This is a genomic window from Acidimicrobiales bacterium (assembly GCA_016794585.1).
In the GTDB taxonomy this organism is placed as follows: domain Bacteria; phylum Actinomycetota; class Acidimicrobiia; order Acidimicrobiales; family DATDAH01; genus JAEUJM01.
On sequence record JAEUJM010000018.1, the window covers coordinates 104,618 to 127,216 of the forward strand.

The window sequence follows — 22,599 nt, forward strand, 5'->3', positions numbered from 1 at the left end:
CGTCGGACCGAGCGGAGGGCCGGGTCGTGCGGGCATGGGTGGTCGACACGCCGGGGCCGGTCGACAGCCGCCCGTTGCGCCTGGTGGAGCGGGAGGCGCCGACGCCGGGTCCTGGTGAGGTGCGGGTCGCGGTCTCGGTCTGCGGGGTCTGTCGGACGGACCTGCACCTCGCGGAGGGGGACCTGGCGCCCCATACGCCGGCGACGGTCCCCGGTCACGAGGTGGTCGGGGTGGTCGACGCCCTCGGCCCCGGGGCCACGCGCTTCGCCGTTGGCGAGCGCATCGGCATCGCCTGGTTGCGCCACACGTGCGGTGTCTGCCGGTTCTGCGTCCGCGGTGACGAGAACCTGTGCCTCGCGCCCCGTTTCACGGGATGGGACGCCGACGGCGGCTACGCCGAGCGCGCCGTCGTCGACGAGCGCTTCGCCTACCGGTTGCCCGAGCGCTTCGGGGACGAGGAGGTGGCGCCGCTGCTGTGCGCCGGGATCATCGGCTACCGCGCCCTGAAGCGGGCGGCCCTGCCGGAGGGGGGACGGCTCGGCATCTACGGCTTCGGGGGCTCGGCCCACCTGGCCGCCCAGGTGGCGCTGGCCCAGGGCGCCACCGTCCACGTGCTCACCCGCTCGGCCGACGCCCGGCGCCTCGCCCTCGAGCTCGGCGCCGCCTCGGCGGGCGACACCTATGACGTCCCGCCCGAGCCCCTCGACTCGACCATCGTCTTCGCCCCCGTCGGCGACGTCGTGCCCGTCGCCCTCGAGGCGCTGGACCGCGGCGGCACCTGCGCCATCGCCGGCATTCACCTGAGCGACGTGCCCGCCCTCGACTACCAGCGCCACCTCTTCCAGGAACGCCAGGTCCGGTCCGTGACCGCCAACACCCGCGCCGACGGCGAGGAGTTCCTGGCCGTCGCCGAGCGCATCGGCATCACCGTGCACACCGAGGCATACCCCCTCGACCGCGCCGACGAGGCCCTCGCCGACCTGGCCCACGACCGGGTCACCGGCGCCGCCGTCCTCCACGTCGCCTCCTGACCACTGCTCGCCCTCGTTCGTCCTGGGTCCACGCGCTCGTCGTGGGGGGCGACCGGGTGGTCGCGGAATCCTGGGGGGTAGGGTCGCCGCCCGATGGACTACGCCGCCGCCGTTGCCGCCGTCACCGCCCCGGGGGCGCCGTTCGAGACGACGTCGCTGGAGGTCGACGACCAGCAGGTCACGGCGTTCCGGCACGCACCGCGGACGCTGCGGACCATGGTGGCCACGACCGCGGCCCGGGGCGACGCCACCTTCCTCGTCTATGAGGACGAGCGGTGGAGCTTCGCCCGGTTCCACGACGAGGTGGCGGCGCTGGCCACCGCGCTGATCGAGCGGTACGGCGTGACCAAGGGCGACCGGGTGGCCGTGGCCATGCGCAACTACCCCGAGTGGGTGGTGTCGTTCGCCGCCGTCACGTCGATCGGCGCGGTCTCGGTGTCCTTCAACGCCTGGTGGACCGAGGAGGAGGTCGACTACGCGCTCGGCGACTGCGCCCCCGAGGTCCTGATCGCCGACCTCGAGCGGGTCGAGCGGGCCCGGTCGTCGTGCGCGTCGCGGGGGATCCGGATCATCGGGGTCCGCTGCCCCGATGGGACCGCCGGAATCCACCCATGGGACGACGTCGTGGTGCGGGGCGTCCCGTTCCCCGAGGTCGACGTGGACGGCGAGGACGACGCCACCATCCTGTACACGTCGGGCACCACCGGGCACCCCAAGGGGGCGGTGTCGACCAACCGGGCCATCGGTCAGGCGCTCTTCGGCTTCGCCTGCCGTTCCGCGGTGGATCGTCTGCGGGCCGACGATGCCCCCAAGGACCCGGACGCGCCGCCGTCGCTGCCGCCCACGTTCATCCTGGTGGTGCCGCTCTTCCACGTCACCGGCTGCGTGCCCGTCATGCTCAGCTGCCTGCTCGGCGGGCTGAAGCTCGTGATGATGCACAAGTGGGACCCCGAGCGCGCCCTCGAGCTGATCGAGCGCGAGCAGGTGACCAACTTCGTGGGCGTTCCCACCCAGAGCTGGGACCTGCTGGCCTCGCCGCGGTTCGCCGAGTTCGACACGTCCAGCCTGCGGGGTGTCGGGGGCGGCGGGGCGCCGGCGCCGCCCGAGCTCGTGAAGCGGGTGGCCAAGGGCTTCCCGTCGGCCAGCCCGGGCATCGGCTACGGCATGACCGAGACCAACGCCTACGGCCCCCAGAACGGCGGCGCCGACTACCTCACCCACCCGACCAGCACCGGCCGGGCCACACCCATCCTCCAGGTGGAGGTGCGCGACCCGGAGGATCGGCCGCTCCCCGTCGGCGAGCGGGGTGAGATCTGGTTCCGGGGCCCCCACCTCATCCGGGGGTACTGGAACAACCCCGAGGCCACCGCCGAGGTGCTCGTCGACGGTTGGCTGCGCAGCGGCGACATCGGCCGCGTCGACGACGAGGGCTTCGTCTACGTCGAGGACCGGGCCAAGGACATGGTGCTGCGGGCCGGCGAGAACGTGTACTGCGCCGAGGTCGAGGCCGTCCTGTACGAGCATCCCGCGGTGCACGAGGCCGCGGTGTTCGGCATCCCCCACGACCGCCTCGGCGAGGAGGTCGCCGCCGCGGTCATGTTGCGGGCCGACGCCGACGCCACGGTCGAGGAGCTCCAGGCCCATGTCGCCGAACACCTCGCCGCGTTCAAGGTGCCCACCCGCATGGTGCTGTGGGCCGAGCCGCTGCCCCGCAACGCGAGCGGCAAGATCCTGAAGCGCGAGCTGCGCGACCTCGTCGCCGACGCATGAGCGCTCCGCTGATGATCCGGCCGCCGCGACCGGCCGAGTTGAAGGCGGTGCAACAGGTGGAGATCGCGGCCGGGCGGCTGTTCGCCGACGTGGGTATGGATCTCGTGGCCCGGCACGACCCGTTCTCGCTGTTCGAGCTCCAGGGCTTCCTCGACCGGGGGTCGTTCTGGGTCGCGACGCCCGTCGGCGGCGACCCGGTGGCGTACCTGTTGGTGGAGGAGGTCGACGGCTGCGCCCATGTCGAGCAGGTCTCGGTCCACCCGGACCACGCCGGCCAGGGCGTCGGCGCCCGCCTCATCGACACCGCCGAGGGCTGGGCCGCGGCCCGTGGCCTGCCCGCCCTCACCCTGACGACCTTCGCCGAGGTCGCCTGGAACCGGCCGTACTACGAGCGACTGGGCTTCCGGGTCCTCGCCGACGCCGAGATCACCCCCGGCCTCGCCGCCATCCGCACCTACGAGGCCTCGATCGGCATCGACGCCTGGCCCCGGGTGTGCATGCGCCGCGAGGTCGGCGCCCCCCGCCCCGCCTGACTCCTACCCCGGCACACGGCTCGTTCTGGTGCGTCGTTGGCGACGCAGGTGTTGCCGGGTCGCTACCAGAACGAGAAATGGTTCGTTCTGGTGTGTCGTCGGCGACGCAGGTGTTGCCAGGTCGCTACCAGAACGAGGGGTTGGCCTGTCAGCGGGTGGGGGTTTCGGTGATGAGCTCGACCCGGCCGTCGGGGTGCTTGGCGAAGCGGCCCTGCTCGCGGTGGTGGACGGGTCCGTCGTCGGGCCAGGGCCAGCCACCGAACGCGGTCTGCTGGTAGTCGACCATGGCCTGGCGGATGCCGGCCTCGTCGTTCATCACGAACGGCCCGTACTGCGCCACCGGCTCGGCGATGGGCCGGCCCTGGAGCACCATGATCTCGGCGCCGCCGGCACCGGCGGTGAGGGTCACGGCCAGGTCGGCGTCGAGCACGGCGCCGGTCTGTCCCTCGAGGGCCACGCCGTCGACGACCAGCTCGTCGCCCTCGTAGAAGTAGAGGACCCGGGCGGTCTCCGGGCCGGCGGTGGGCAGGGTCCAGGACGCCCCTTCGTCGAGCGACGCATGCCAGATGCCGACGTCGGCCTCCGGACGCGAGGCCCACGAGCTCGGCGGCGGGGCCGGGGCCCGGTGGCCGTCGATCTCGCCGGCGATGACCGTGACGCGGGTGTGGCCGCCGGCGTCGTCGACGTGGTCGAGGTGGGGGACGTCGCCGTCCCACATCATGGAGAAGCAGGGCTCGGCCATCTTGTCGGCGGCGGGGAGGTTCAGCCAGATCTGGAAGAGCTCGAGGGGGTTGGGCCGGTCCTTCTCGAGCAGAGGGAACATCTCGCAGTGGACGATGCCGGCGCCGGCGGTGATCCACTGGGTGTCGCCGGCGCCGAAGCGGGCGGTGGCCCCGAGCGAGTCCGAGTGGTCGATGAAGCCCTCGCGCACGAAGGTCACCGTCTCGAAGCCGCGGTGGGGGTGCTGGGGGAACCCGGGGACGTGGTCGCCGTGGTACATGTTCCAGCCGTCCACGCCGGCGAAGTCGGCACCGATCTCGCGGCCCGCGAGCGACGCCTGCGGCCCGAGCTCGTCGTCGCCCTCGGGGTAGGCGTCGTGGTGGTGGGCGCAGAAGAGGAACGGGTCGAGGGTGGGCCAGTGCATGCCCAGCGGGACCGTCTGGAGGATGGCGTCGCTCATGGCTCCAAGGCTAGGTGCGTGCACACGCAAGTGAACCGCCGGCTCGGGGAGCACACCACGGCGCCGTGTCACGCCACCGTGGTCCCGGAAGGAGCTCCGGGCCGCACCGCGGGCGGTCAAGATGGCGGCGTGCGGCTCGGAATCGTGACCCCGGTGCTCACCCTGCTGCCGAAGGGCCACGCCCGTTGGGAGCGTGAGGCGGGCTGGGAGGAGGTGGTCGCCATCGCCCGGGCCGCCGACCGCCTCGGGTACCACCACCTGACGTGCAGCGAGCACGTCGCCGTCCCCGTCGAGGTGGCCGCCACCCGGGGCGCCCGGTACTTCGATCCACTGGCCACCTTCGGCTACCTGGCCGCGGTCACCGAGCGCATCCGGTTGGCCACCTTCGTGGTCGTGCTCGGCTACCACCACCCCCTCGAGCTGGCCAAGCGCTACGGCACCCTCGACGTCGTGTCCGGCGGTCGCCTCCTGCTCGGTGTCGGTGTGGGATCGCTGGAGGAGGAGTTCGACCTGCTCGGCGCGCCGTTCGCCGACCGGGGTGAGCGGGCCGACGACGCCCTGCGCGCCGTGCGGGCGTCGTGGGGCCGGGCCGAGCCCGAGTACGACGGCCCCCACCACCGCTTCGGGGGTGTCGTGGTCGACCCCCACGGTGTGCGCGAGGACGTGCCCGTCTGGGTGGGCGGCCGGACGGGTCGCTCGCTGCGACGGGCCCTGTCGCTCGGCGACGGATGGGCGCCCTTCGGCTTGTCCCTCGACGAGGTGCGGGCCCTGCTCGACCGCCACGCCGGCGAGACCCGCACGGATCCCTTCGACGTCGTGTTGCAGCCCGTCCCGCCCCTCGACCCCGTCGACCACCCCGTCGAGGCGGCGGCCGCGTTGGAGGCCATGGCGGACGCGGGCGCCACCATCGTCAGCGCCCGGGTGATGCACCACTCGGCCGCCCACTACGTCGAGCAGCTGGAGGCGGCCATGGAACTGCCGGGCGTCGAGGCGCTCCGGTGAGCGGACCCGGTACCGAGCCCCTCGCCGACACGACGGCGGCGCCGCTGCGGGCCGAGGCGGGTTTCTTCTCCTTCACCGAGGTGGAGGCCGGCGCCCACCGCTCCTACAACGAGTGGCACCTGTTCGACCACCTGCCCGAGCAGTATGCGCTGCCCGGGATCGTCGGAGGGCAGCGGTGGGTGTTGACGCCGGCGCTCGCGGCGTCTGCGGGCGCCAAGGCGACCGCCCCGCTGAACCGGGTCCACTACGTGACGCTCTACCTGCTGGCCGAGCCCCTCGACGTCACCCTCACCGACTTCTTCCACCACGGCATCGCCCTGGCCAAGGCCGACCGCTTCCACCAGCAGCGGACGTCACACCTGGCCGGCGCGCTGCGGGTCGAGTCCGCCCATGCCGCGCCGGCGGCGCTGGTGCAGCCGGGGGTCGTGCCCTTCCGACCCGGCACCGGGGTGCACGTGCGCCTCGAGGACGCCGGCGCCGGGCCGGCGCCGTCCGACCTCGCGGACGCCGTGCTCGGCGTCGCCGGGGTGGCCGGCGTGTGGACCTTCGCCGGCGCCGTCCCCGACGACGGCCCCACCGCGGGGCTCCGCCTGACCTGCGCCTGGCTCGATGGGGACCCGTCGACCGTCGACGCGGCGCTGACCGCCGCCCTCCCGCCGCCGGCGCCGGACCAGGGCGGGACGTCCGGCCCCACCTTCGCCGGCACCCTCGCCGCCATCGACCCCCACGCCCCCTTCGGCTGGTTCGACTGACCGGACCGCTCGCCCCACGACGCTCGTTCTGGGTACACGCTCGAGGCGCCGGTGACGCGGGGGTGGTCCCAGAACGCAGTGGACGCTCGTTCTGGGTACATGCCCGAGGCGCCGGTGACGCGGGGTGGTCCCAGAACGGGTCGGGCGGCGCCGGCGGGGAGATCGCCCGGTAGCGTCACGACACCGACGGCAGCGGCGCCGCACCGAGGGGGCGGCGCAGAGGGGGCACCATGCGCATCACCATCAACGCTTCGGGCCAGACGCTCTTCGCCACGCCCATCGCAGAGTTCGAGGAGCACGCCCGCACCGCCGAGGCCGACGGCTTCGACGGCTACTGGGTCAACCAGCTGAGCGGCACCGACACCATGACCGTCCTGGCCCTGCTCGGCCGCGTCACCGAGCGCATGGAGCTCGGCACCGCGGTGATCCCCACCTGGGGCCACTCGCCCGACACCCTCGCCGGCCAGGTCCTCACCGCGCAGGCGGCGTCGGGCGACCGCATCGCCCTCGGCATCGGCCTGGCCCACAAGCCGGGTGTGGAGGCCAAGTACCACGTGCCCTTCGAGCGGCCCGTGCGGCACATGACCGAGTACCTCGACGTCCTCCTGCCGCTGCTGCACGAGCGCAAGGTCGACGCCGTCGGCGACATCTGGTCGTGCACCACCGAGTTCGTGGTGCCGCCCGCCGCCGCGCCGGCGGTCATCGTGGCCGCCCTCGGGCCGCAGATGCTCGACCTCGCCGGCCGGCGCACCGACGGCACCATCCTCTGGCTGGTGGGCCCCAACACGGTGCGGGACCACATCGCCCCGTCCATCGCCGCGGCCGCCGAGGCGGCCGGTCGGGCCGCGCCCCGGGTGATCGCCAGCCTGCCCGTCTGCGTCACCGACGACGCCCAGGGCGTGCGCGACACGGTCGCCATGATCCTCGCCAACTACAACGACCTCCCGAGCTACCGCGCCATGCTCGACCGCGAGGGCGCCGCCGGCCCCGCCGACGTGGCCATCATCGGCAACGAGGACGAGGTCACCGAGGGCCTCGCCGCGTTCGCTGCGGCGGGCGCCACCGAGTTCGCGGCGGTGGAGTTCACCCTGAACGACGAGGACGCCGCCCGCACCCGTGCCCTGCTGAAGTCGGTCCGCGCCGCCTTCTGACCCGCCTCGTCTCGCCGCGTCCCCGCCCGTTGCCCCGTTCTGGTAGCTCGCGTGCAACACCCTTGTTGCACGCGAGCTACCAGAACGAAGGTGGTGGGGGGTTGACCTCGAGTGTGCTTGAGGTCTTAGGGTCCGAGGGCATGACCCGCGCACCGCTGTCGTACGTCCCCTACGCGGAGCTCGCCGGCCGGCCAAACGTGATCGTCGACGGCTCGGCCGCCGAAGGCACCGTGCTGTGCCTCTCGCACTGGCCGGGCACGCCGACGCCGGCCGACCTCCGGGCCGACCTGAGCGCGCAGATGGCGTTCCGCTACCTGCGGTCGTTCGATCGCCACGGCGACGCCCGCCTGGTGTCCAACAACCACTTCGACCAGGACGGCCTGGTGTCGGTGTTCGCCCTGGCCGACCCGGCAGCCGCGTTGGCCCACGAGGACCTGCTCACCGACGTCGCCGCCGCCGGCGACTTCGGGACCTACCGCTTCCGGGACGCCGCCCGTGCCTCGATGATCATCGCCGCATACGCCGACGAGGCCCGCTCACCGCTCCGGGAGGCGCTGGCGGGGTCGGCGGATCCGAGCGGTCTGCTCTACCGGACCATGCTCCCGATGCTGCTCGAGGTGGCGGCCGCGCCCGAGCGTCACGAGGACCTGTGGGCCGAGGAGGACGCTTGCCTCACCGACAGCGAGCGCTGCGTGGTCGACGAGGTGGGCCTCGAGGAGGTGCCCGAGCTGGACCTTGCGGTGTTCGTGGTCCCCGAGGGGGCGCCCGACGCCGGCGGCCACCGTTTCGGCGGCCGGTGGTCGGCCGGCCTGCACCCGATGGCCGTCCACAACGCCACCCGGCGGGGGGCGTTGCTGATCGCCCGGGGTCGCCGCTACGAACTGGTGTACCGCTACGAGAGCTGGGTGCAGGTCTGGTCGCGCCCGGTGCGGCCACGGGTGGACCTCGCCCCGTTGGCGCGGCGTCTCGACGAGCTCGAGGCCCGTGGGGCCACCTGGGAGGCCGACGCCCCGAGTGGCCTCACCGCCGGCGTGCGCCTCGCCGGAGGGGCCGAGAGCAGCCTGGACCTCCAGGCGTTCCGCGCTCTGGCGGAGGAGCACCTCGGCACCGCACCGCCGGCGTGGGACCCGTTCCCCTCCGACGACCACGCCCCGACGCCCGCCTGAGGTCGTCCGTCACGCCTCCTCGGCGCTCCGGGTGCGCTCCGGGTGCGCTCGGTGGGCTCGCCCCGTCACGATCCTGCGGCCGGAACCAGCCGCCGCTCCGGCCCCCGGATCCCTACGCAGACGTCAGGATCCCGCGACCGGAATGGCCGGCGGGGAGGGTCAGACGGCGTCGGGGCGCAGGAGGGCGTCGGTGCCCCCGTCCACGAACAGCACCTGGCCGTGCACGAAGGTGGCGTCGGGTCCCAGCAGGAAGCACACCGCGCCGGCCACGTCGTCGGCCGAGCCGCTGGCCCGCACCCCGGAGGGCAGGGTGTCGATGCCGGCGGCGATGAGCGGGTCGGCGAGCAGCCCGTCGAGCATCGGGGTCTCCATGCGGCCGGGGGCGACGGCGTTGAGCCGCACACCGGCGTCGCCCCACGCCCGGGCCCGCTCGCGCACCCCCTGGGCCACCACGCGTTTGGCGCTCGAATACGCGATGGCGGACCGGTAGGCGGTGCCGTCGACGGCCGCCGCCCGCGCCGCTTCCTCGTCGCCGGCGCGGAGGACCGCGACGAGCGCCTCGTCGGCGGAGCCGTCGACCGCGCCGATGCTCGAGATCGCGACCGCGGCCGGGTCGGCGCCGCGGGCGAGCAGGGGCAGGAGCCCGTCGAGCACGGCCAAGGCACCGAAGGCGTTGACGCTGACCACCGTCGCCGGGTCCGGGTGGATGGGGGAGACCGCGGCGCACGACACGAGGCCGTCGAGGGCGTCGGTCGCCTCGGCGACGGCCGCCAGTGCGGTCGCCCGACCCTCGGCGGTGCCGAGGTCGGCGAGCAGGTCGACCAGCTCACCCCCTTGGACGTCGATGCCGATGGTCGTCCGGCCCGCGGCGCGGAGGCGGCGGACGACCGCGGCGCCGAGGCCGGACGCGCTGCCGGTGACGACGATCGGGTGGCTCATGTCAACGGCTCGATCGAGCGCGGCGTCAGCCGGTGAAGCCGGGCTGCTGCTGGACCGCCACGGCGGGCTGGGCGGCCGCCGCGAAAACGTTGGTGATGGTCTGGGTGCAGTCGGTGGGATCGATGATCGCGAAGCCGCCGTCCGGCCCTGCCGCCTCGGCCGACCGCACGGTGGGCCCGTCGTCGTCGCAGTCGGCGAGGTCGATCGTCGCGCTCTGGGCGCCGGCGTCATCGACCTCGCTGATCGAGCAGCTCTGCGGGGTGTAGGCGACGAGGTACTTGCTGCCGCCGTCGGCACCGAAGCTGAACGCGGTGTCGAGGAGGAAGCCCCCGCTGCCCTCGGAGAACTCGCTCGACACGCCGCCCCCCGCTGCCCTGTTACAGGTGACGGTGACGGGGAAGGTCGCATCGGCGGGGGCGTCGCCCTCGACCACCTTGGTGACGGTGACGGCGGCGATGCTGAGGGTCAACGAGCCGCTGACCACACCCTTGCCGGTGTCGCAGTCGAAGGTGGCGGTGTACACGCCGCCGGGCGTGCCCACGGGGAAGGCGATGCTGCCCGTGTTCGGGTCGTTCTGGGTGATGGTGGCGTCGACGCCGTCGACGGTGACCGTGGCGTCGGTGCAGGTGAAATTGTTGATCGAGTAGTCGAACACGGCCTGATCCGGGTTGCCGGACGCGTCGGCGGTGACCGCCAGGGCGTCGGCGCCTTCGTCGGTGGCCTGCGAGGGCGCCGCCAGCGCGGCGCCGGTCGCCGAGAGCGAAGCGGCGGCGAGCGCGGCGAGGGCCAGGAGAAGGCGATGGCGAGAACGCATGCCGGCAACCTAGTGCCTCGCCAGGGGCCCCTCGGGGTGGCGCATCGCCGGGTCGGGGCGCTCCGGCCGGCGCGGCGAGCGACGTTCCCCGACGAGCGCGGATCGGCGGGCGCCGCCGGACCGCTGAGCGCGGGAGCCAAGGGGTTCGACGAGGGGACCTCCGGCTCTGGCGCCGGCCCGACCGCGCCTGCTTGCCTGTCGCCATGACGACCACACCCCTCGACGCCGCCCGCGAGCTGTTCGAGGTCCTCGACACCAACGCCGCCACCACGCCGCCCGGCGAGCCCATGGCGAAGGCGTCGCTCGACGCCATCGAAGCCGCCGGGCTCTACGGGCCCATGGTCCCGAAGGCCGTCGGCGGCCTCGAGCTGCCGCTCGCCGACGTGGTGGACGTCTACGAGGAGATCTCGCGTGCCGACGGCTCGACGGGCTGGTGCTACTTCGCGGCCGACGTCGCCGCAGCGTTCTTCGGCGCCTACCTGCCCGACGCCGGCGCCGACGAGGTCTTCGCCGACGGGGTGCCCGTCGTGGCCGGCCAGTTCGCCCCCAACGGCACCGCCGTGGTCGAGGGCGACGAGCTCGTGCTCAGCGGCGACTACCAGTTCGGCAGCGGCATCGCCCACGCCGCGTGGGCCGGCGCCGGCATGCTCACGGTGGAGGCGGACGGCGGCGACAGCAGCTACCTGATGGGGTGCCTGCCCGTCGAGGCCATCGAGCTGAAGGGCAACTGGGACGTCCTCGGCCTCCAGGCCACCGCCAGCTACGACTACACCGTCCGTGAGCAGCGCCTACCCCGCCACCGCACCTTCGACTTCTTCGCTCCCGTCGTGCACCGCGGCTCGGCGATGCACGCCCTCGGGGTGCTGCCCCTCACCGCCGCCGGCCACGCCGGCTGGGCCCTCGGGGTCACCCGCCGGGTGCTCGACGAGGTGCTGGCCAAGGCCAAGGACACCACCCGCATGGGGGCGGCGACCTCCCTGGCGGACTCCGAGCGGTTCCTCTTCGAGTACGCCGGCCTCGAGGGCCGCTACCGGGCGGGGCGGGCCTGGGTGCGCGAGGTGTGCGAGGAGGCCGAAGCCGAGTCGGCCCGCGGCGGAGCGGTGTCCGCGCTCACCGCCAACCTGGTCCGCGAGGCCTGCCGCCAGGTGAACCAGGGCGGCGCCGAGATCGCCCGTCAGGCCTACCTGCTGGCGGGCACCAAGGGCCTCCGCGCCGGCCCCATCGAGCGAGGCTTCCGCGACCTGCACGCCGGCGCCCAGCACTTCTTCGCCAGCCCCTCGGCGGCGGTCGACCTCACCCGCTCGTTGCTCGACGCCGGCTGAGGCGCCGGTTGGCCGGCGGCGCGCCGAAAGGTCAGCGCGCCAGCGAGACGAGCAGCGGGACGTAGTCCTCGATGGTCTTCGCCGCCGGCTCGGTGCTCTTGGCCCCGTCGTCCCAGCGCCGCAGCTGCACGGCGGCCTCCCAGCCTGGACGGGACTCGAACTCGGCCACCTCGTCGGCGCTCATGGGTCCGCCCTGGATGGCCAGGCTGCGAACCGAGACCGGTGAGAGGGTCTCGGCGTAGGCGGGCTCGACCGCACAGAGGTAGCGCTTGGCGTCGACGTGCATGCCGACCGGCGCGCTGACCTCGGGGCCGAACCACCGGCCGAGCAGGCGCTCACCCACGGCGTCGTGGGCGCGGTCTGCGGCCACGAAGGCGCCCTCGGCGGAGTCCCAGGCGATGGTGAGGCGCCCGACGTCGTGGAGGAGGGCGGCGGCCACGGTGGCGGGCGGCGCGCCGGCGGCCTCGGCCAGCGCCGCCGCCTGGAGGGCGTGCTCGCGCTCGGTGACCACCTCGTCGTACATGGCCGTGGCCTTGTCGCTGCGGTAGAGCTCGACGAGCTCGTCGAGCCCGTCCAGGGAGCCGCGGGCCTCGCTCACGACGCCGGGGCCTCGACCGGCCGGCCGAGGAAGTCGTCGGTGATGCTGAGGCGCACCCGGTCGGCATCGCCGTCGAGCGCGTCGAACTCGGCCACCTTGTCCTCGTAGTAGGTGGTGCGGAAGTCGCCCGCCGACGCCGCGTTGTAGGTGAGGTACAGGGCCCGCCGGGCCCGGTCGGTGGTGTTGGTGTCGCTGCGGTGGGGGGCGTACGAGTCGAACCAGAGCAGGTCGCCGGGCTCCAGCTCGACGGGCTGCCAGTCCAGCTCGGCCACCACGTCGTCCCGCAGGCCGCGGAGGCCTTCCATGGGCAGCAGGCCGCGCTCGTGTCCCTGGGCCACCCACAGGCACCCGCTGGCGACCGTGGCCGGGTCGAGCGGCACCATCACGCTGATGTGGTGGTCCACGAAGCGATAGGCCGGAGCGTCCTGGTGGGGGGCGAAGCCGCCGCCGCCGGGCTGCTTGTAGTTGACCTTCTCCTTGTACAGCAGGGCGGGCTCGCCGAAGAGCTGCCCGGTGACCTCGACCAGGAGACCCTCGGTCAACAGTGCCCGCAGCCCGGCGTGGTGGCCGATGAGGTCCTCGCTGCGGGCGATGGTCGGCCCACCGTCGGTCTGCTCGAAGTGGTGCAGGCCGGGGCCGCCGCCGGTCGCCCAGCCCTCCACCTCGTCGACCCAGGCGGCGATCTCCGCCACGCGGGCCTCGTCGAGCGCTCCTCGCAGGACGAGGTAGCCGTCCCGCCGCCAGGCCTCACGCTGCTCGTCGTCCAACTGCATCGTCGTGCCTCCTCACCGTTCGCACGCTCGCCCGGCCACCCTACCGAGCACCCCCCGGGGCCTTCCAAGGCCGTCCCGGGTGGCACGGAGGGTTCTCCGTCCGTTCGCCAGCGCGTCGCCGCCGGTTCGCCGGTGGCTCGGTTCGCGGGGTGGCTGCAGGCCGTCCCCGCCACTCAGGGCCGGGCCAGCACCTCGCCGTGGAGGACGGCGAAGAAGCCGTCGGGCGCAGCCGCCCAGGCCCGGAACGCGTCGGCGAGATCGGTGAGCTCGGCCTCGTCGGCGAGGCCGTGCTCGAGGGCCTGCGTCGCGTAGGAGGACTCGGTGACGCGGTCGGCCCAGAGCGAGCCCCACCACGACCGGGTCTCGGGGTCGGCGAAGGTCCAGGTGGACGTGGTGGCCGTCACCTCGCGGAAGCCGGCGGCCTGGGCCCATCCCAGGAGGAACCGTCCGGCGTCGGCCTCGGCCCCGTTGCGGCGGGTGAGGTCGTGGTAGATCGCCAGCCACCGGTCGAGGCGGGGATCGAGCGGTGCCCAGATCATGGCGGCGTAGTCGCTGTCGCGGATGGCCACGAGTCCGTCGGGGCGCACCACCCGGCGTAGCTCCCGCAGGGCGGCGACCGGATCCGCGAGGTGCTGCAGCACCTGATGGGCGTGGACCACGTCGAACGAGGCGTCCTCGACGTCGAGGGCGTAGACGTCGCCGACGGCGAACTCGACCGGCGGGTCCCCGCCCTCGGCCGACCCATCGGCGCGGGCCGCGTCGACAGCGTCGGACGCAGCGTCGAGGCCGAGCACGCGACCGGGTGCGACGCGCCGGGCCAGGTCCCGGGTGAGGTTGCCCGGACCGCATCCGACGTCGAGCAGATCGAGGCCGGGCCGGAGGTGGGGGAGGAGGTAGGCGGCGGAGTTCTCGGCGGTGCGCCACCGGTGGCTGCGCAGGACGCTCTCGTGGTGGCCGTGGGTGTACGGGTCGGGAGGCTGCTCGGGCACGAGGGTCATGGTCGCAGCTCCCAGGGAATTCCCAGGGTCCTTTACCCCTCCTTTGAGGGGTGACGCCCACCCTGGACCCGTGACCGACCTCACCCCCGCCCCCGCCCCCGATCCGTACCCCGCCCCCGGGGCCATGCCCGCCCCGGCTCCTGGTGCCGAGGACGGTCCCGCCCGGACCCCCGCCCACCGTGGTCGCATGATCGCCGCTGCCGTGAGCGCCGGCGCCTTCGTCGGGATCGGCATCGGCCTGGTGGCCACCAACCAGGGCGACACCGCCGACCCCGCGCCCGTCAGCGCCGACGGCGGCACCCAGCAGCCGTTCGGCTCGAACGGCCAGAGCGACCCCTTCGGCGACGCCGACGGCGACGGCCGCCTGGGCGACCCGGGCGACCAGTTCGGCGGAAGCGAGCAGTTCACCCCGCCTGGGGACCAGTTCGGCGGCGGCGAGGAGTTCACCCCGCCGAGCGACCAGTTCTCCACCCCGGACAGCGACGCCGGGGCCACGCCGTCGCCCTTCGGCGGCCAGACCGCACCCGACACGAACAGCGGAGGATCGTGATGGAACAGCTCTGGTGGTACACCGCCCGCGCCGGCGGCATCGTCTCGTGGGCCCTGCTCTCGGCCAGCGTGCTGTGGGGCCTCGCCCTCTCGACGAAGGTCTTCGGCAAGCGGCCCCGTCCCAACTGGCTGCTCGACATGCACCAGTGGTTGGGCGCTCTCACCATGATCTTCCTCGGGGTGCACGTCGTCGCCCTGATGTTCGACAGCTACGTCGACTTCGGTCTCACCGACGTCCTCGTGCCCTTCGCCTCGGACTGGGACCCGTCCGCCGTGGCCTGGGGCATCGTGGCCTTCTACCTGCTGCTGGCCGTCGAGCTGACCGCCCTGGGGCGGCGCTGGATGCCGAAGAAGGTGTGGCGCAGCGTGCACTACCTGAGCTTCCCGGTGTTCGTGCTGGCCACGGTCCACGGCGTCGCCGCCGGCACCGACGCCACCACGACGATGGCGATCGCCCTGGTGGTGGTCGTGGTCGCCCTGGTGTCCCTGCTGTCGTTCGTCCGCCTCGACCAGGCCGCCCGCCAGGCCAAGCTGAACGCCGAGGCCGGCCCGTCGGTCCGGCCGGCTCCCCGCTCGCCTCGCCCGGCGGCGCCGGTCTCGGCCGCTCCCGAGGCCGCTCCTGTGGCCGCTCCCGCAACGGCTCCGGTGGCCCCTCCCGCCTACCGACCCCCCGCCGGCGCCGCGGCTCCCCGCCCCGCGGCGCCGGCTTCTCCGCCACCACCCGCCCGTCGACCGGCCGCCCCCGCCCCGGTCCCGGCGTCGCCTCCGGTCACGGCCCCCGCACCCGTGACCGCCGGCCGCACGGTTTACTGACGGGATGGCACCCGGTCCCCGAGCCCCCCTCGGCGACCGGGTGCGGGTGGTGGACGGCGGCCTCGGCTCCACCCTCGAGGCCGCCGGCGCCGACCTCGCCGCTCCTCTCTGGTCGGCCAAGGCGCTCGTCGAGCAGCCCGGACTCGTGCAGCAGGTGCACGAGTCCTTCTTCCGTGCCGGCGCCGACGTGGCCGTCACCGCCTCCTACCAGGTCAGCGAGGAGGGCTTCGAGGCCGCCGGGCGGGACGGGGCCGACGCCCGCCGGGCCCTCGCCCGTTCGGTCGAGGTGGCCCGAGCCGCCGCCGAAGCCACCGGCGGCGACCGTCTCGTGGCGGCCTCGGTCGGCCCCTACGGCGCGGTGCTGGCCGACGGGTCGGAGTACCACGGCCGCTACGGCCTCAGCGCCGCCGAACTCACCGCCTTCCACCGCCGGCGCCTCACCGTCCTGGAGGCGTCCGGCCCCGACCTGCTCGCCATCGAGACCCAGCCGACCCTCGCCGAGGCCGAGGCCGTGCTCGAGGCCCTCGACCATCAGGGCCCGCCGCTGTGGCTCACCTTCACCTGTGTCGCTGGCGCCCGCACGGCCGGCGGCGACGACCTCGTCGAGGCCGGTGGGCGGGTGGCGTCACACCCCCGGGTCGCGGCCGTCGGCGTGAACTGCACCGCCGCGGACGACGTCGCCGACGCGCTGGTGGCCCTGGCCGACACCGGCCTGCCCCTCGTGGCCTGCCCCAACGCCGGCGGCTCGTGGGACGCCGAGGCCCGGGTGTGGCGCTACGCCGGCACCGGTGCGCTCGACCCCGTGCGGGTCGCGGGCTGGGTGGCGCAGGGCGCCCGCCTGGTCGGCGGGTGCTGCGGCGTGGGACCCGACGACATCGCCGCCCTCCGCCGCTCTCTCATCTGACTCCCGATGCCTCGGTCCATCGACCCCAGAACGGTCGCGGCGGGGGTCAGCCGGGGCTCGCCTCCGGGTCGAAGACCCGCACCAGGAGCTTGCCGAGGTTCTCGCCGGTGAAGAGCATGTTCAGCGCCTCGGGGGCGCGCTCGAGGCCCTCGAGCACGTGCTCGCGGTGGCGGATGCGCCCGTCGGCGATCCACCCGGCCAGCTCGTCGGTGATGGCACCGAAGCGGTCCCAGTGGTCGAAGGTGTTGAACCCGGTCATCGTGGCCCGTTGGGTGATGAGCTCGAGGTAGTTGGCCGGACCCGGCTGCTTCTCCTCGGCGTTGTAGACCGCGATGGCGCCGCACAGCACCACCCGGGCGTGGCCGGCCAGGCGCTTGAGTACGGCGTCGAGCACGGCGCCGCCGACGTTGTCGAAGTACACGTCGACGCGCTGTGGGGTGGCCGCCTTGAGCTGCTCGTAGAAGTCCGGGGCCCGGTGGTCGAGGCAGGCGTCGAAGCCGAGCTCGTCGACCACCCAGGCGCATTTGTCGGCTCGCCCGGCGATGCCGACCACCCGGGCGCCGTGCAGCTTCGCGAGCTGCCCTGCGATCGAGCCCGTGGCGCCCGCGGCGGCCGACACCACGACGGTCTCGCCCTCCTGAGGTCGGCCGATGTCCAGCATGCCGATGTAGGCGGTGATGCCGTTGTTGCCCAGTGCGCCGAGCGCGGCGGCGAGGGACATGCCGTCGGGGAGCCGGGTGGCGAAGCCGTCGTCGCGGATCACGGCGTAGTCCTGCCAGCCGGTGAGGGTGTAGACGGGGTCGCCCACGGCGAAGGCGTCGCACGCCGAGGCCACCACGTGGCCGGCGCCCGGGCACCGGACCGGCTCACCGATGGCGACGGGCGGGAAGTAGCTGCGGGCGTCGGAGATCCAGGTGCGCACGGTCGGGTCGATGGACAGGAGCTCGGTGCGGACCACGGCCTCGCCTTCGGCCGGCTCGGGCACGGGGCCCTCCACCATCGCGAAGTCCTCGGGGCGCACCAGGCCGTCGGGCCGGCGCGCGAGTGTCAGCTGTCGGTTCACGTCCCCCATGGCGCCAGCATCGCGCCGACGCGCTATCCGGTGAGACAGGTGTAGAAGGCCTCGGCCCGTGATCCGTCCGGCAGGCCGCCCTCCTTGGCCGTCGCCTCCGTCCAGCCGACGATGAGCGCGTCGAGGTCGACGTGGCTGGTCTGGCTGGCGTGGGCGCGCAGTGCGGCGAGCTTGGCGTCGTAGGTGTCGGTGACGTCGACGTATCGGTTGGCCTGCGGGTGGGCCATGACCCACACCTCCTTGACCGCGTGCGGGCCGAGGCCGCGGCCCGCGAGCTCGGGGTGCGCGTAGGGGTTGCGGGCGTCCGGGTAGACGGCCTGGAGGGTGGCCTCGCCGGCGGCGAGGTGGTCGGGGTGGCTGGCGAAGACGCGGTCCCAGCGCCGCTCGGGGGACTGGCAGATCACGACCTCGGGCTCGACCTCGCGGATCACCTGGGAGAGGTCGCGCCGCAGGTCGAGGGACACCACGAGGCGGCCGTCGGGGTACCCGAGGAAGCGCACCTCGTCGACGCCGACCGCGGCGGCGGCCGCCCGCTGCTCGGCCTGGCGCAGCGCGCCGACGTCGGCACGGGCCACGCCCTCGGGGGCCTCGCCGGCGTCGCCGTCGGTCACCATGCAGTAGTGCACCTCGGTGCCGGCCCGGGTGAGGCGGGCGACCGTCCCGGCCGCGCCGAAGTCCACGTCGTCGGGGTGGGCCGAGACCACGAGCGCCCGCTTCGGCACCGTCGGTGTCGCGCTGACGTCCATGCCCGTGATGGTGATCATGGCCAGCAGGCTATGGACCGGGCATGCGAATCGGGCCGGCCACCGTGGTGGCCGGCCCGATCGCCCCCTGGCGGGTGTGGGCCGTCAGGCCCGTGGGTCAGTGGCCGGCGCCGCCCGGCATCTCGACGTCGCCGGCCTGGAAGAGGCCGAGGGCGCCGCGTCCCACGTTGGCGAACTTGTGGGTGACCATCGGGTAGAAGCCCTCCTCGGCGAAGCTGAACTCGACGAACCCGCCCTGTGCGGGCTGGAGGTCGAGCACCTGCGAGCCACCCTGGCGCTCGTCGGGCTGGAGGAGGTAGCTGCCCTCCTTCCACACCGTGTCGAAGACGGTGCCGACGATGTGGAACGCCGAGTTCTCGGACGGGCCGTCGTCGATCACCCAGACCCGGATGCGCTCGTCGGCCTCGACCCGGATGGGGGCGTGCTTGTACTGGTCGTAGTAGCCGTTGAAGACCACGGCGTCCCAGTCCGCCTCGACCATCTTGTCGAGGCTGCCGGGCTGGCCCTGCTCGCCCAGGTACAGCTCGGACTGGACCACCACGAACTCCCGGTCGACCGGAGCGAGCTCGGGCGGGTCGATGATGATGGCGCCGTACATGCCGTTGCCGATGTGGTGCAGGGCCGGCGCGGTGCCGCAGTGGTACATGAAGGCGCCGGCGTGCTCGGCGCGGAACTGGTAGACGAGCGACTCACCGGGGCCGATGGAGCGCATCTCGTCGTCCCAGGCGACGCGGCTGGCGTGGAAGTCGATCGAGTGGTCCACCTCGCCGTCGTTGACCAGGGTGACGGTGAAGAGGTCGCCGACGTGGCCGCGGAGCACCGGGCCACCCATGCGGGGCTCACCGCCGTCGTCGTCGACGAACGTCCAGGCCTGCTGCGTGACGCCCGGGGCGACCTCGACCTCGGCCTCGACGGCGTGCAGGGTGATCTCGTGCTCGGTGGCGCCGGGCGCGGGCTCGAGGCTGGGGTCGAAGGGCTCCCAGTCCGCCTCCGGGGCGGCGGCGGGGTCGATGGTGGCCCCCGTCGGCGTCGCCGACTCGGCCGCGGCGGCGTGCTCCGCGTCGCTGTGGGCCTCGCCGGTGACGTTCACCGCCATCTCCATGCCGGACTCGCGGTGGCCGGGGACGGTGCACCAGGCCACGCTCGACTCGTCGAAGGTGCCGAGGCTGACGCCCTCGACCGACTCGCCGGGCGCGAGCATCTCGGTGCCGGTGGTGCCGTCGGCCTTCAGGTCGTGCTCCATCTCGCCGGCGTTGGTGACGTTGACGATCACCTCGGTGCCGGGTGCGACGTCGATGCTCGCGGGATCGACCGCGAACTCGGTGAGGGTGACGTCGACGGTCACCGTGTCGCCGCCCGCTGCGGCGGTGCCACCACCGCCGTCGGCGGCCACGACGGCGATGAGGCCCACCGCCAGGGCGAGGGCGGCCACGACGGTCAGCACCGCGATGGCGGCGGCGTTGGATCGAGGGGGTGGACGGTCGTTCGTGGATGTCATTGGGATCTCCTCATTCACCAAGTCCTATAGTCAGAGACTAAAGAACCTTCGGACGGGCACCTAGGGCCGTTGGTCCCAACGAAATCCGGCATCGCCGCCCCCCGGCGTTGCGACAGACTTCCCGGTGTGGAGCGTACCGACCCCGATCTCACCGGCGACGAGCTGACGCTGCTGTCGCAGTTCCTCGACTACTACCGCGCCACGATCGTGGAGAAGGTCCGGGGTCTCGATCGTGCCCAGCTGGCGGTCACGTTGGCACCCTCCGACCTCACCTTGGCCGGACTGGTGAAGCACCTTGCGCTCGTGGAGTACGGATGGTTCCAGGAGGATCTGCTCGGGCGCGGCCTGCCGGAGCCCTTCGCCAGCGCACCGTGGGACGAGGACCGGGACTGGGAGTTCCACACCGCGGTCGACGACGACCCGGCCGATCTCCTCGCCCTCTACGAGGACGCGTGCGAGCGGAGCCGGGCGGCCGTCGCAGAGGTGGGTGACCTCGAGGCGCGGTCGGTGCGCGCCAGCCGGCGGCGACCGGGCGAGCACTACTCCCTGCGCTGGATCATGCTCCACATGATCGAGGAGACGGCCCGCCATGCCGGCCACGCGGACTTCCTGCGCCAGGCCGCCGACGGCACCGTCGGCGACTGACGTCGCCGCTCGCGGCCGGGGCCCGATCCGTCAGGAATCCGGGTCGAGGGACGGATCACCCAGGAGGTAGCGGGGGCCGGCGCCGAAGGCTCGGGCGCGGTCGTCGGGGTTGTAGAGCGCACAGCGGTCGAGGGAGAGGCACCCGCAGCCGATGCAGGAGTCGAGGTCGTCGCGCAGGCCTTCGAGCAGGCGGATGCGCTCGTCGAGCATCGGCCGCCACGACGCGGAGAGCCGGGCCCACTCCTCGCCCATCGGGCTGGCGTTCTCGGGTAGCTCGGCCAGGGCCGCGCCGATCTCCTCGAGGCGCAGGCCCACCCGCTGGGCCACGCCGATGAAAGCGAGGCGTCGCAGCACGTCCCGGTGGTAGCGGCGCTGGCCCCCTTCGGTGCGCTCCGCGGTGATGAGGCCTTTGTCCTCGTAGAAGCGCAGCGCCGAGACGGCGAGGCCGCTGCGCTCGGCCACGGCGCCGATGGTCAACTCCTCGGTGGCACCCACGAACCTCGATATTACTTCAGGTCGCCGGGTACTGGGTGAGGTTGCCGCTACCCCGCCTAGCGGAGCGGGTGTCGCCGCTCCCGCCCCCGCCGGCGCCGGGGCCCGAAGGTCATCTCGATGCCGCCGACCAGGCCGCTGATCTGGTTGTAGATGCAGGCCGAGGCCACGGCGAGGAAGGTCGCGGTGGCCACGAGGATGCCGGCCGCGGTGACCGACGCCCGGAACAGGGTGGTGCCGTCGACCGCGGCGTCGGTGAAGCCGATGTCCACGAGGAAGCCGGTCCAGCCGGTGACCCAGCCTTCGCGGTTGGCGAGGTGCCAGAGGATGACCCCGGCCAGGAGCAGCACCGCGAACAGGCAGACGAACGAGGCGAGGGCCACCTTCAGCACGGACCACAGCCGGAACCGGCGGACGACGAGGTCGCCGACGTAGAAGCGGCGGCGCTCCACCCGTGCGGCCGTGTCGGCGGCAGTTGCGGTGGTGGTGGTCGTGGTGGTGGTCGTGGTCGCGGTCGTGGGCGTCGTCTCCTCGGCCAGCGGCTCCGCTGGGGTCGCGCCCTGGGTGGCACTGCGGTCCTCCCTCGCGTCCGGGCCGACCGGGCCGACCGGGTCGACCGGGTCGTCGGGGTCGACGGCCGTGACGTCGATGAGGCGCGGGCGCCCGTCGTGGTGGCGGGTCGGGGGGAGCGGCCGATCGCGGTAGGCGGCCAGCAGTGCATCGGGCTCGCGGGGCACCCCGCGGCTCTGGCGGTGACGCGCGGGTGCCTCCTCCCGCAGGTCGAGCGTCGCCGAGAGCGGACGGAGCGGCGGACGGGGCGGTCGGTGCGGGGCCGGGGGTGGCTCAGCCACTGCCGACCCCCGCTCCGTGCTGGTCCGCCCCGGCCGCGGCACACGCGGTGCGCGCCGTGCCTTCGGGGAGCGCGGATCGGGCGGCCAGGCGCGCCAAGACGTCGTCGGTGAGGTCCCAGTAGTCCTGGGCCAGCCCGGCGGCGTCCTCGTCGAACGAGTCGGCCCCGGGGACCCGTCCGAGGTCGTCCCGGGCGTCCCGGGCCGCCCGCAGGTACTCGCCGGCCACGAGGCCGTGGCGGCGCAGGTCCCGGGCGGCGCGTGGCCGGTACCGGATGAAGGTGTCGAGCACCGGCGCGGCCCCGTCGAGCTCCCACTCGACGTCGGCCCGTACCTCGCGGTGCAGCCTCGGCTGCGCCGGGTCCATCGCGAAGAGGACGACCCCGAGGGGCTCGAGGGCCGGGTTGAGCCCGCGGCTGCGGGTCACGTGGTAGCGGTCGGACACCAGCTCGAGGCCGTCGAGGCTGCCGGTGTCCACGCCGACGGGCATGACCATGGAGCGGGCCACGCAGAAGGCGATGTCGATGGCGACGCGGTGGGCCGGCGGGGTGTCGATGACGACGAGGTCGTACTCGGCGCCGAGGGCCTCCAGCGGGGCGACGACGTCGGCCACCTGGCGTTCGCGGTTGGCGATCCGGCAGTACAGGGCCTGGGTGAAGTCACCCGCGGCGACCACGTCGAGGCCGGTGCGGACGTCGGCGATCGGGGTGAGCCGCTCGCCCTCCACGACGGCGCGGCACAGTGCCCGGCCATCGTCGGTCTCGCCCGTCTGGCGGTAGCCGAGGTCCTGGTCGAGCGAGCCGAGCGGGTCGAGGTCGACGAGCAGGGTCCGCCGTCCGGTGGCTGCCGCGTTGGCGGCGAGGGCCGAGGCGATCGACGACTTGCCGACGCCGCCCTTGCCGTTGCAGATGACGAGGCACTGCTCGAGCATCGCCTTGCTCCTTCGCCGTTTCGCCCACCCGTGATCCGGGCGCAGACGGAGCGT

Annotated in this window: 24 protein-coding genes; 12 read left to right on the forward strand and 12 right to left on the reverse strand. The window is 73.8% G+C overall.

Annotation, left to right across the window (positions count from 1 at the left end; genetic code table 11):
• The first annotated feature begins 26 nt into the window (after window positions 1–26).
• The 3 genes from JNK12_10555 (at window position 27) to JNK12_10565 (ending at window position 3,334) form a co-directional block, all read left to right on the forward strand.
• Window positions 27–1,031 (forward strand): zinc-dependent alcohol dehydrogenase family protein, encoded by a 1,005-nt coding sequence (locus JNK12_10555; protein ID MBL8776366.1) that lies wholly within the window; start codon window positions 27–29, stop codon window positions 1,029–1,031.
• A 93-nt stretch (window positions 1,032–1,124) separates the two neighbouring features.
• A complete protein-coding gene (locus JNK12_10560; GenBank protein MBL8776367.1) occupies window positions 1,125–2,801 on the forward strand; it encodes an acyl--CoA ligase in 1,677 nt (558 codons plus the stop codon).
• Window positions 2,798–3,334, forward strand: coding sequence for a GNAT family N-acetyltransferase (locus JNK12_10565; GenBank protein ID MBL8776368.1), 537 nt, complete (start codon window positions 2,798–2,800; stop codon window positions 3,332–3,334). The genes JNK12_10560 and JNK12_10565 overlap by 4 nt, the downstream gene beginning before the upstream one ends.
• Window positions 3,335–3,482: 148 nt before the next feature.
• Here the strand turns inward: JNK12_10565 and JNK12_10570 are convergent, their stop codons facing one another.
• Window positions 3,483–4,514 (reverse strand): pirin family protein, encoded by a 1,032-nt coding sequence (locus JNK12_10570; protein ID MBL8776369.1) that lies wholly within the window; start codon window positions 4,512–4,514, stop codon window positions 3,483–3,485.
• Window positions 4,515–4,643: 129 nt separating this feature from the next.
• Between JNK12_10570 and JNK12_10575 the strand changes: the two genes are divergently transcribed.
• The 4 genes from JNK12_10575 (at window position 4,644) to JNK12_10590 (ending at window position 8,585) form a co-directional block, all read left to right on the forward strand.
• On the forward strand, window positions 4,644–5,516 hold the full coding sequence (locus JNK12_10575; GenBank protein ID MBL8776370.1) for an LLM class F420-dependent oxidoreductase: 873 nt from the start codon (window positions 4,644–4,646) through the stop codon (window positions 5,514–5,516).
• On the forward strand, window positions 5,513–6,268 hold the full coding sequence (locus tag JNK12_10580) for a hypothetical protein (protein MBL8776371.1): 756 nt from the start codon (window positions 5,513–5,515) through the stop codon (window positions 6,266–6,268). The genes JNK12_10575 and JNK12_10580 overlap by 4 nt, the downstream gene beginning before the upstream one ends.
• 230 nt (window positions 6,269–6,498) lie before the next feature.
• Window positions 6,499–7,419, forward strand: coding sequence for a TIGR03564 family F420-dependent LLM class oxidoreductase (locus JNK12_10585; protein ID MBL8776372.1), 921 nt, complete (start codon window positions 6,499–6,501; stop codon window positions 7,417–7,419).
• A 140-nt stretch (window positions 7,420–7,559) separates the two neighbouring features.
• Window positions 7,560–8,585, forward strand: a complete 1,026-nt coding sequence (locus JNK12_10590) for a hypothetical protein (protein MBL8776373.1) — start codon at window positions 7,560–7,562, stop codon at window positions 8,583–8,585.
• Between the two features lie 159 nt (window positions 8,586–8,744).
• Here the strand turns inward: JNK12_10590 and JNK12_10595 are convergent, their stop codons facing one another.
• Both JNK12_10595 and JNK12_10600 read right to left on the reverse strand, forming a co-directional pair.
• The gene (locus tag JNK12_10595; GenBank protein MBL8776374.1) at window positions 8,745–9,524 is read right to left on the reverse strand and encodes an SDR family oxidoreductase; all 780 of its coding nucleotides are present in this window, start codon (window positions 9,522–9,524) and stop codon (window positions 8,745–8,747) included.
• Window positions 9,525–9,549: 25 nt separating this feature from the next.
• Complete coding sequence (locus tag JNK12_10600; protein ID MBL8776375.1) at window positions 9,550–10,338, reverse strand: hypothetical protein; 789 nt, start codon at window positions 10,336–10,338, stop codon at window positions 9,550–9,552.
• Between the two features lie 203 nt (window positions 10,339–10,541).
• Between JNK12_10600 and JNK12_10605 the strand changes: the two genes are divergently transcribed.
• Entirely contained in the window at window positions 10,542–11,660 is a 1,119-nt protein-coding gene (locus JNK12_10605; protein ID MBL8776376.1) for an acyl-CoA dehydrogenase family protein, read from the forward strand.
• A gap of 31 nt (window positions 11,661–11,691) precedes the next feature.
• Here JNK12_10605 and JNK12_10610 read toward each other — a convergent pair whose 3' ends face one another.
• The 3 genes from JNK12_10610 to JNK12_10620 all read right to left on the reverse strand — a co-directional run bounded on the left by JNK12_10610 (window position 11,692) and on the right by JNK12_10620 (window position 14,029).
• Window positions 11,692–12,258 carry a hypothetical protein gene (locus JNK12_10610; GenBank protein MBL8776377.1) on the reverse strand — a complete coding sequence of 189 codons (567 nt, stop codon included), beginning with the start codon at window positions 12,256–12,258 and terminating at the stop codon, window positions 11,692–11,694.
• Window positions 12,255–13,031, reverse strand: coding sequence for a phytanoyl-CoA dioxygenase family protein (locus JNK12_10615; GenBank protein ID MBL8776378.1), 777 nt, complete (start codon window positions 13,029–13,031; stop codon window positions 12,255–12,257). The genes JNK12_10610 and JNK12_10615 overlap by 4 nt, the downstream gene beginning before the upstream one ends.
• A gap of 173 nt (window positions 13,032–13,204) precedes the next feature.
• Window positions 13,205–14,029, reverse strand: a complete 825-nt coding sequence (locus JNK12_10620) for a methyltransferase domain-containing protein (protein ID MBL8776379.1) — start codon at window positions 14,027–14,029, stop codon at window positions 13,205–13,207.
• A 70-nt stretch (window positions 14,030–14,099) separates the two neighbouring features.
• Here JNK12_10620 and JNK12_10625 point away from each other — a divergent pair, with 70 nt between their 5' ends.
• From JNK12_10625 to mmuM, 3 genes are read left to right on the forward strand one after another with little or no spacing between them, the layout of a single operon-like run.
• Entirely contained in the window at window positions 14,100–14,579 is a 480-nt protein-coding gene (locus JNK12_10625) for a hypothetical protein (protein MBL8776380.1), read from the forward strand.
• The gene (locus JNK12_10630) at window positions 14,579–15,391 is read left to right on the forward strand and encodes a ferric reductase-like transmembrane domain-containing protein (GenBank protein MBL8776381.1); all 813 of its coding nucleotides are present in this window, start codon (window positions 14,579–14,581) and stop codon (window positions 15,389–15,391) included. The genes JNK12_10625 and JNK12_10630 overlap by 1 nt, the downstream gene beginning before the upstream one ends.
• 4 nt (window positions 15,392–15,395) lie before the next feature.
• A complete protein-coding gene (gene mmuM / locus JNK12_10635) occupies window positions 15,396–16,295 on the forward strand; it encodes a homocysteine S-methyltransferase (GenBank protein ID MBL8776382.1) in 900 nt (299 codons plus the stop codon).
• Between the two features lie 46 nt (window positions 16,296–16,341).
• Here the strand turns inward: mmuM and JNK12_10640 are convergent, their stop codons facing one another.
• The 3 genes from JNK12_10640 to JNK12_10650 form a co-directional block, all read right to left on the reverse strand.
• Window positions 16,342–17,367, reverse strand: a complete 1,026-nt coding sequence (locus JNK12_10640; protein MBL8776383.1) for an NADP-dependent oxidoreductase — start codon at window positions 17,365–17,367, stop codon at window positions 16,342–16,344.
• 23 nt (window positions 17,368–17,390) lie between these two features.
• The gene (locus tag JNK12_10645; GenBank protein ID MBL8776384.1) at window positions 17,391–18,113 is read right to left on the reverse strand and encodes a PIG-L family deacetylase; all 723 of its coding nucleotides are present in this window, start codon (window positions 18,111–18,113) and stop codon (window positions 17,391–17,393) included.
• A gap of 115 nt (window positions 18,114–18,228) precedes the next feature.
• Window positions 18,229–19,629: a multicopper oxidase domain-containing protein gene (locus JNK12_10650; protein MBL8776385.1), complete on the reverse strand. Its 1,401-nt coding sequence runs from the start codon at window positions 19,627–19,629 to the stop codon at window positions 18,229–18,231.
• A gap of 126 nt (window positions 19,630–19,755) precedes the next feature.
• Here JNK12_10650 and JNK12_10655 point away from each other — a divergent pair, with 126 nt between their 5' ends.
• Entirely contained in the window at window positions 19,756–20,274 is a 519-nt protein-coding gene (locus JNK12_10655; protein MBL8776386.1) for a DinB family protein, read from the forward strand.
• Window positions 20,275–20,304: 30 nt separating this feature from the next.
• Here JNK12_10655 and soxR read toward each other — a convergent pair whose 3' ends face one another.
• Genes soxR through JNK12_10670 form a run of 3 tightly spaced genes read right to left on the reverse strand, consistent with a single transcriptional unit; the run spans window position 20,305 to window position 22,545 of the window.
• A complete protein-coding gene (soxR, locus tag JNK12_10660) occupies window positions 20,305–20,781 on the reverse strand; it encodes a redox-sensitive transcriptional activator SoxR (protein ID MBL8776387.1) in 477 nt (158 codons plus the stop codon).
• A 44-nt stretch (window positions 20,782–20,825) separates the two neighbouring features.
• A complete protein-coding gene (locus JNK12_10665) occupies window positions 20,826–21,617 on the reverse strand; it encodes a DUF3566 domain-containing protein (GenBank protein MBL8776388.1) in 792 nt (263 codons plus the stop codon).
• Window positions 21,610–22,545: a ParA family protein gene (locus tag JNK12_10670; GenBank protein MBL8776389.1), complete on the reverse strand. Its 936-nt coding sequence runs from the start codon at window positions 22,543–22,545 to the stop codon at window positions 21,610–21,612. Before JNK12_10670 ends, JNK12_10665 begins: the two co-directional genes overlap by 8 nt.
• Between the last annotated feature and the right edge of the window lie 54 nt (window positions 22,546–22,599).

Coding starts and splice junctions, on each gene's coding strand:
- JNK12_10670 (MBL8776389.1), bottom strand. CDS start 22,545: ATGCTCGAGCAGTGCCTCGTCATCTGCAACGGCAAGGGCGGCGTCGGC.
- JNK12_10645 (MBL8776384.1), bottom strand. CDS start 18,113: ATGGACGTCAGCGCGACACCGACGGTGCCGAAGCGGGCGCTCGTGGTC.
- JNK12_10585 (MBL8776372.1), top strand. CDS start 6,499: ATGCGCATCACCATCAACGCTTCGGGCCAGACGCTCTTCGCCACGCCC.
- JNK12_10650 (MBL8776385.1), bottom strand. CDS start 19,629: ATGACATCCACGAACGACCGTCCACCCCCTCGATCCAACGCCGCCGCC.
- JNK12_10590 (MBL8776373.1), top strand. CDS start 7,560: ATGACCCGCGCACCGCTGTCGTACGTCCCCTACGCGGAGCTCGCCGGC.
- JNK12_10600 (MBL8776375.1), bottom strand. CDS start 10,338: ATGCGTTCTCGCCATCGCCTTCTCCTGGCCCTCGCCGCGCTCGCCGCC.
- JNK12_10630 (MBL8776381.1), top strand. CDS start 14,579: ATGGAACAGCTCTGGTGGTACACCGCCCGCGCCGGCGGCATCGTCTCG.
- JNK12_10605 (MBL8776376.1), top strand. CDS start 10,542: ATGACGACCACACCCCTCGACGCCGCCCGCGAGCTGTTCGAGGTCCTC.
- JNK12_10620 (MBL8776379.1), bottom strand. CDS start 14,029: ATGACCCTCGTGCCCGAGCAGCCTCCCGACCCGTACACCCACGGCCAC.
- JNK12_10565 (MBL8776368.1), top strand. CDS start 2,798: ATGAGCGCTCCGCTGATGATCCGGCCGCCGCGACCGGCCGAGTTGAAG.
- JNK12_10595 (MBL8776374.1), bottom strand. CDS start 9,524: ATGAGCCACCCGATCGTCGTCACCGGCAGCGCGTCCGGCCTCGGCGCC.
- JNK12_10570 (MBL8776369.1), bottom strand. CDS start 4,514: ATGAGCGACGCCATCCTCCAGACGGTCCCGCTGGGCATGCACTGGCCC.
- mmuM (MBL8776382.1), top strand. CDS start 15,396: ATGGCACCCGGTCCCCGAGCCCCCCTCGGCGACCGGGTGCGGGTGGTG.
- JNK12_10560 (MBL8776367.1), top strand. CDS start 1,125: ATGGACTACGCCGCCGCCGTTGCCGCCGTCACCGCCCCGGGGGCGCCG.
- JNK12_10615 (MBL8776378.1), bottom strand. CDS start 13,031: ATGCAGTTGGACGACGAGCAGCGTGAGGCCTGGCGGCGGGACGGCTAC.
- JNK12_10640 (MBL8776383.1), bottom strand. CDS start 17,367: ATGGGGGACGTGAACCGACAGCTGACACTCGCGCGCCGGCCCGACGGC.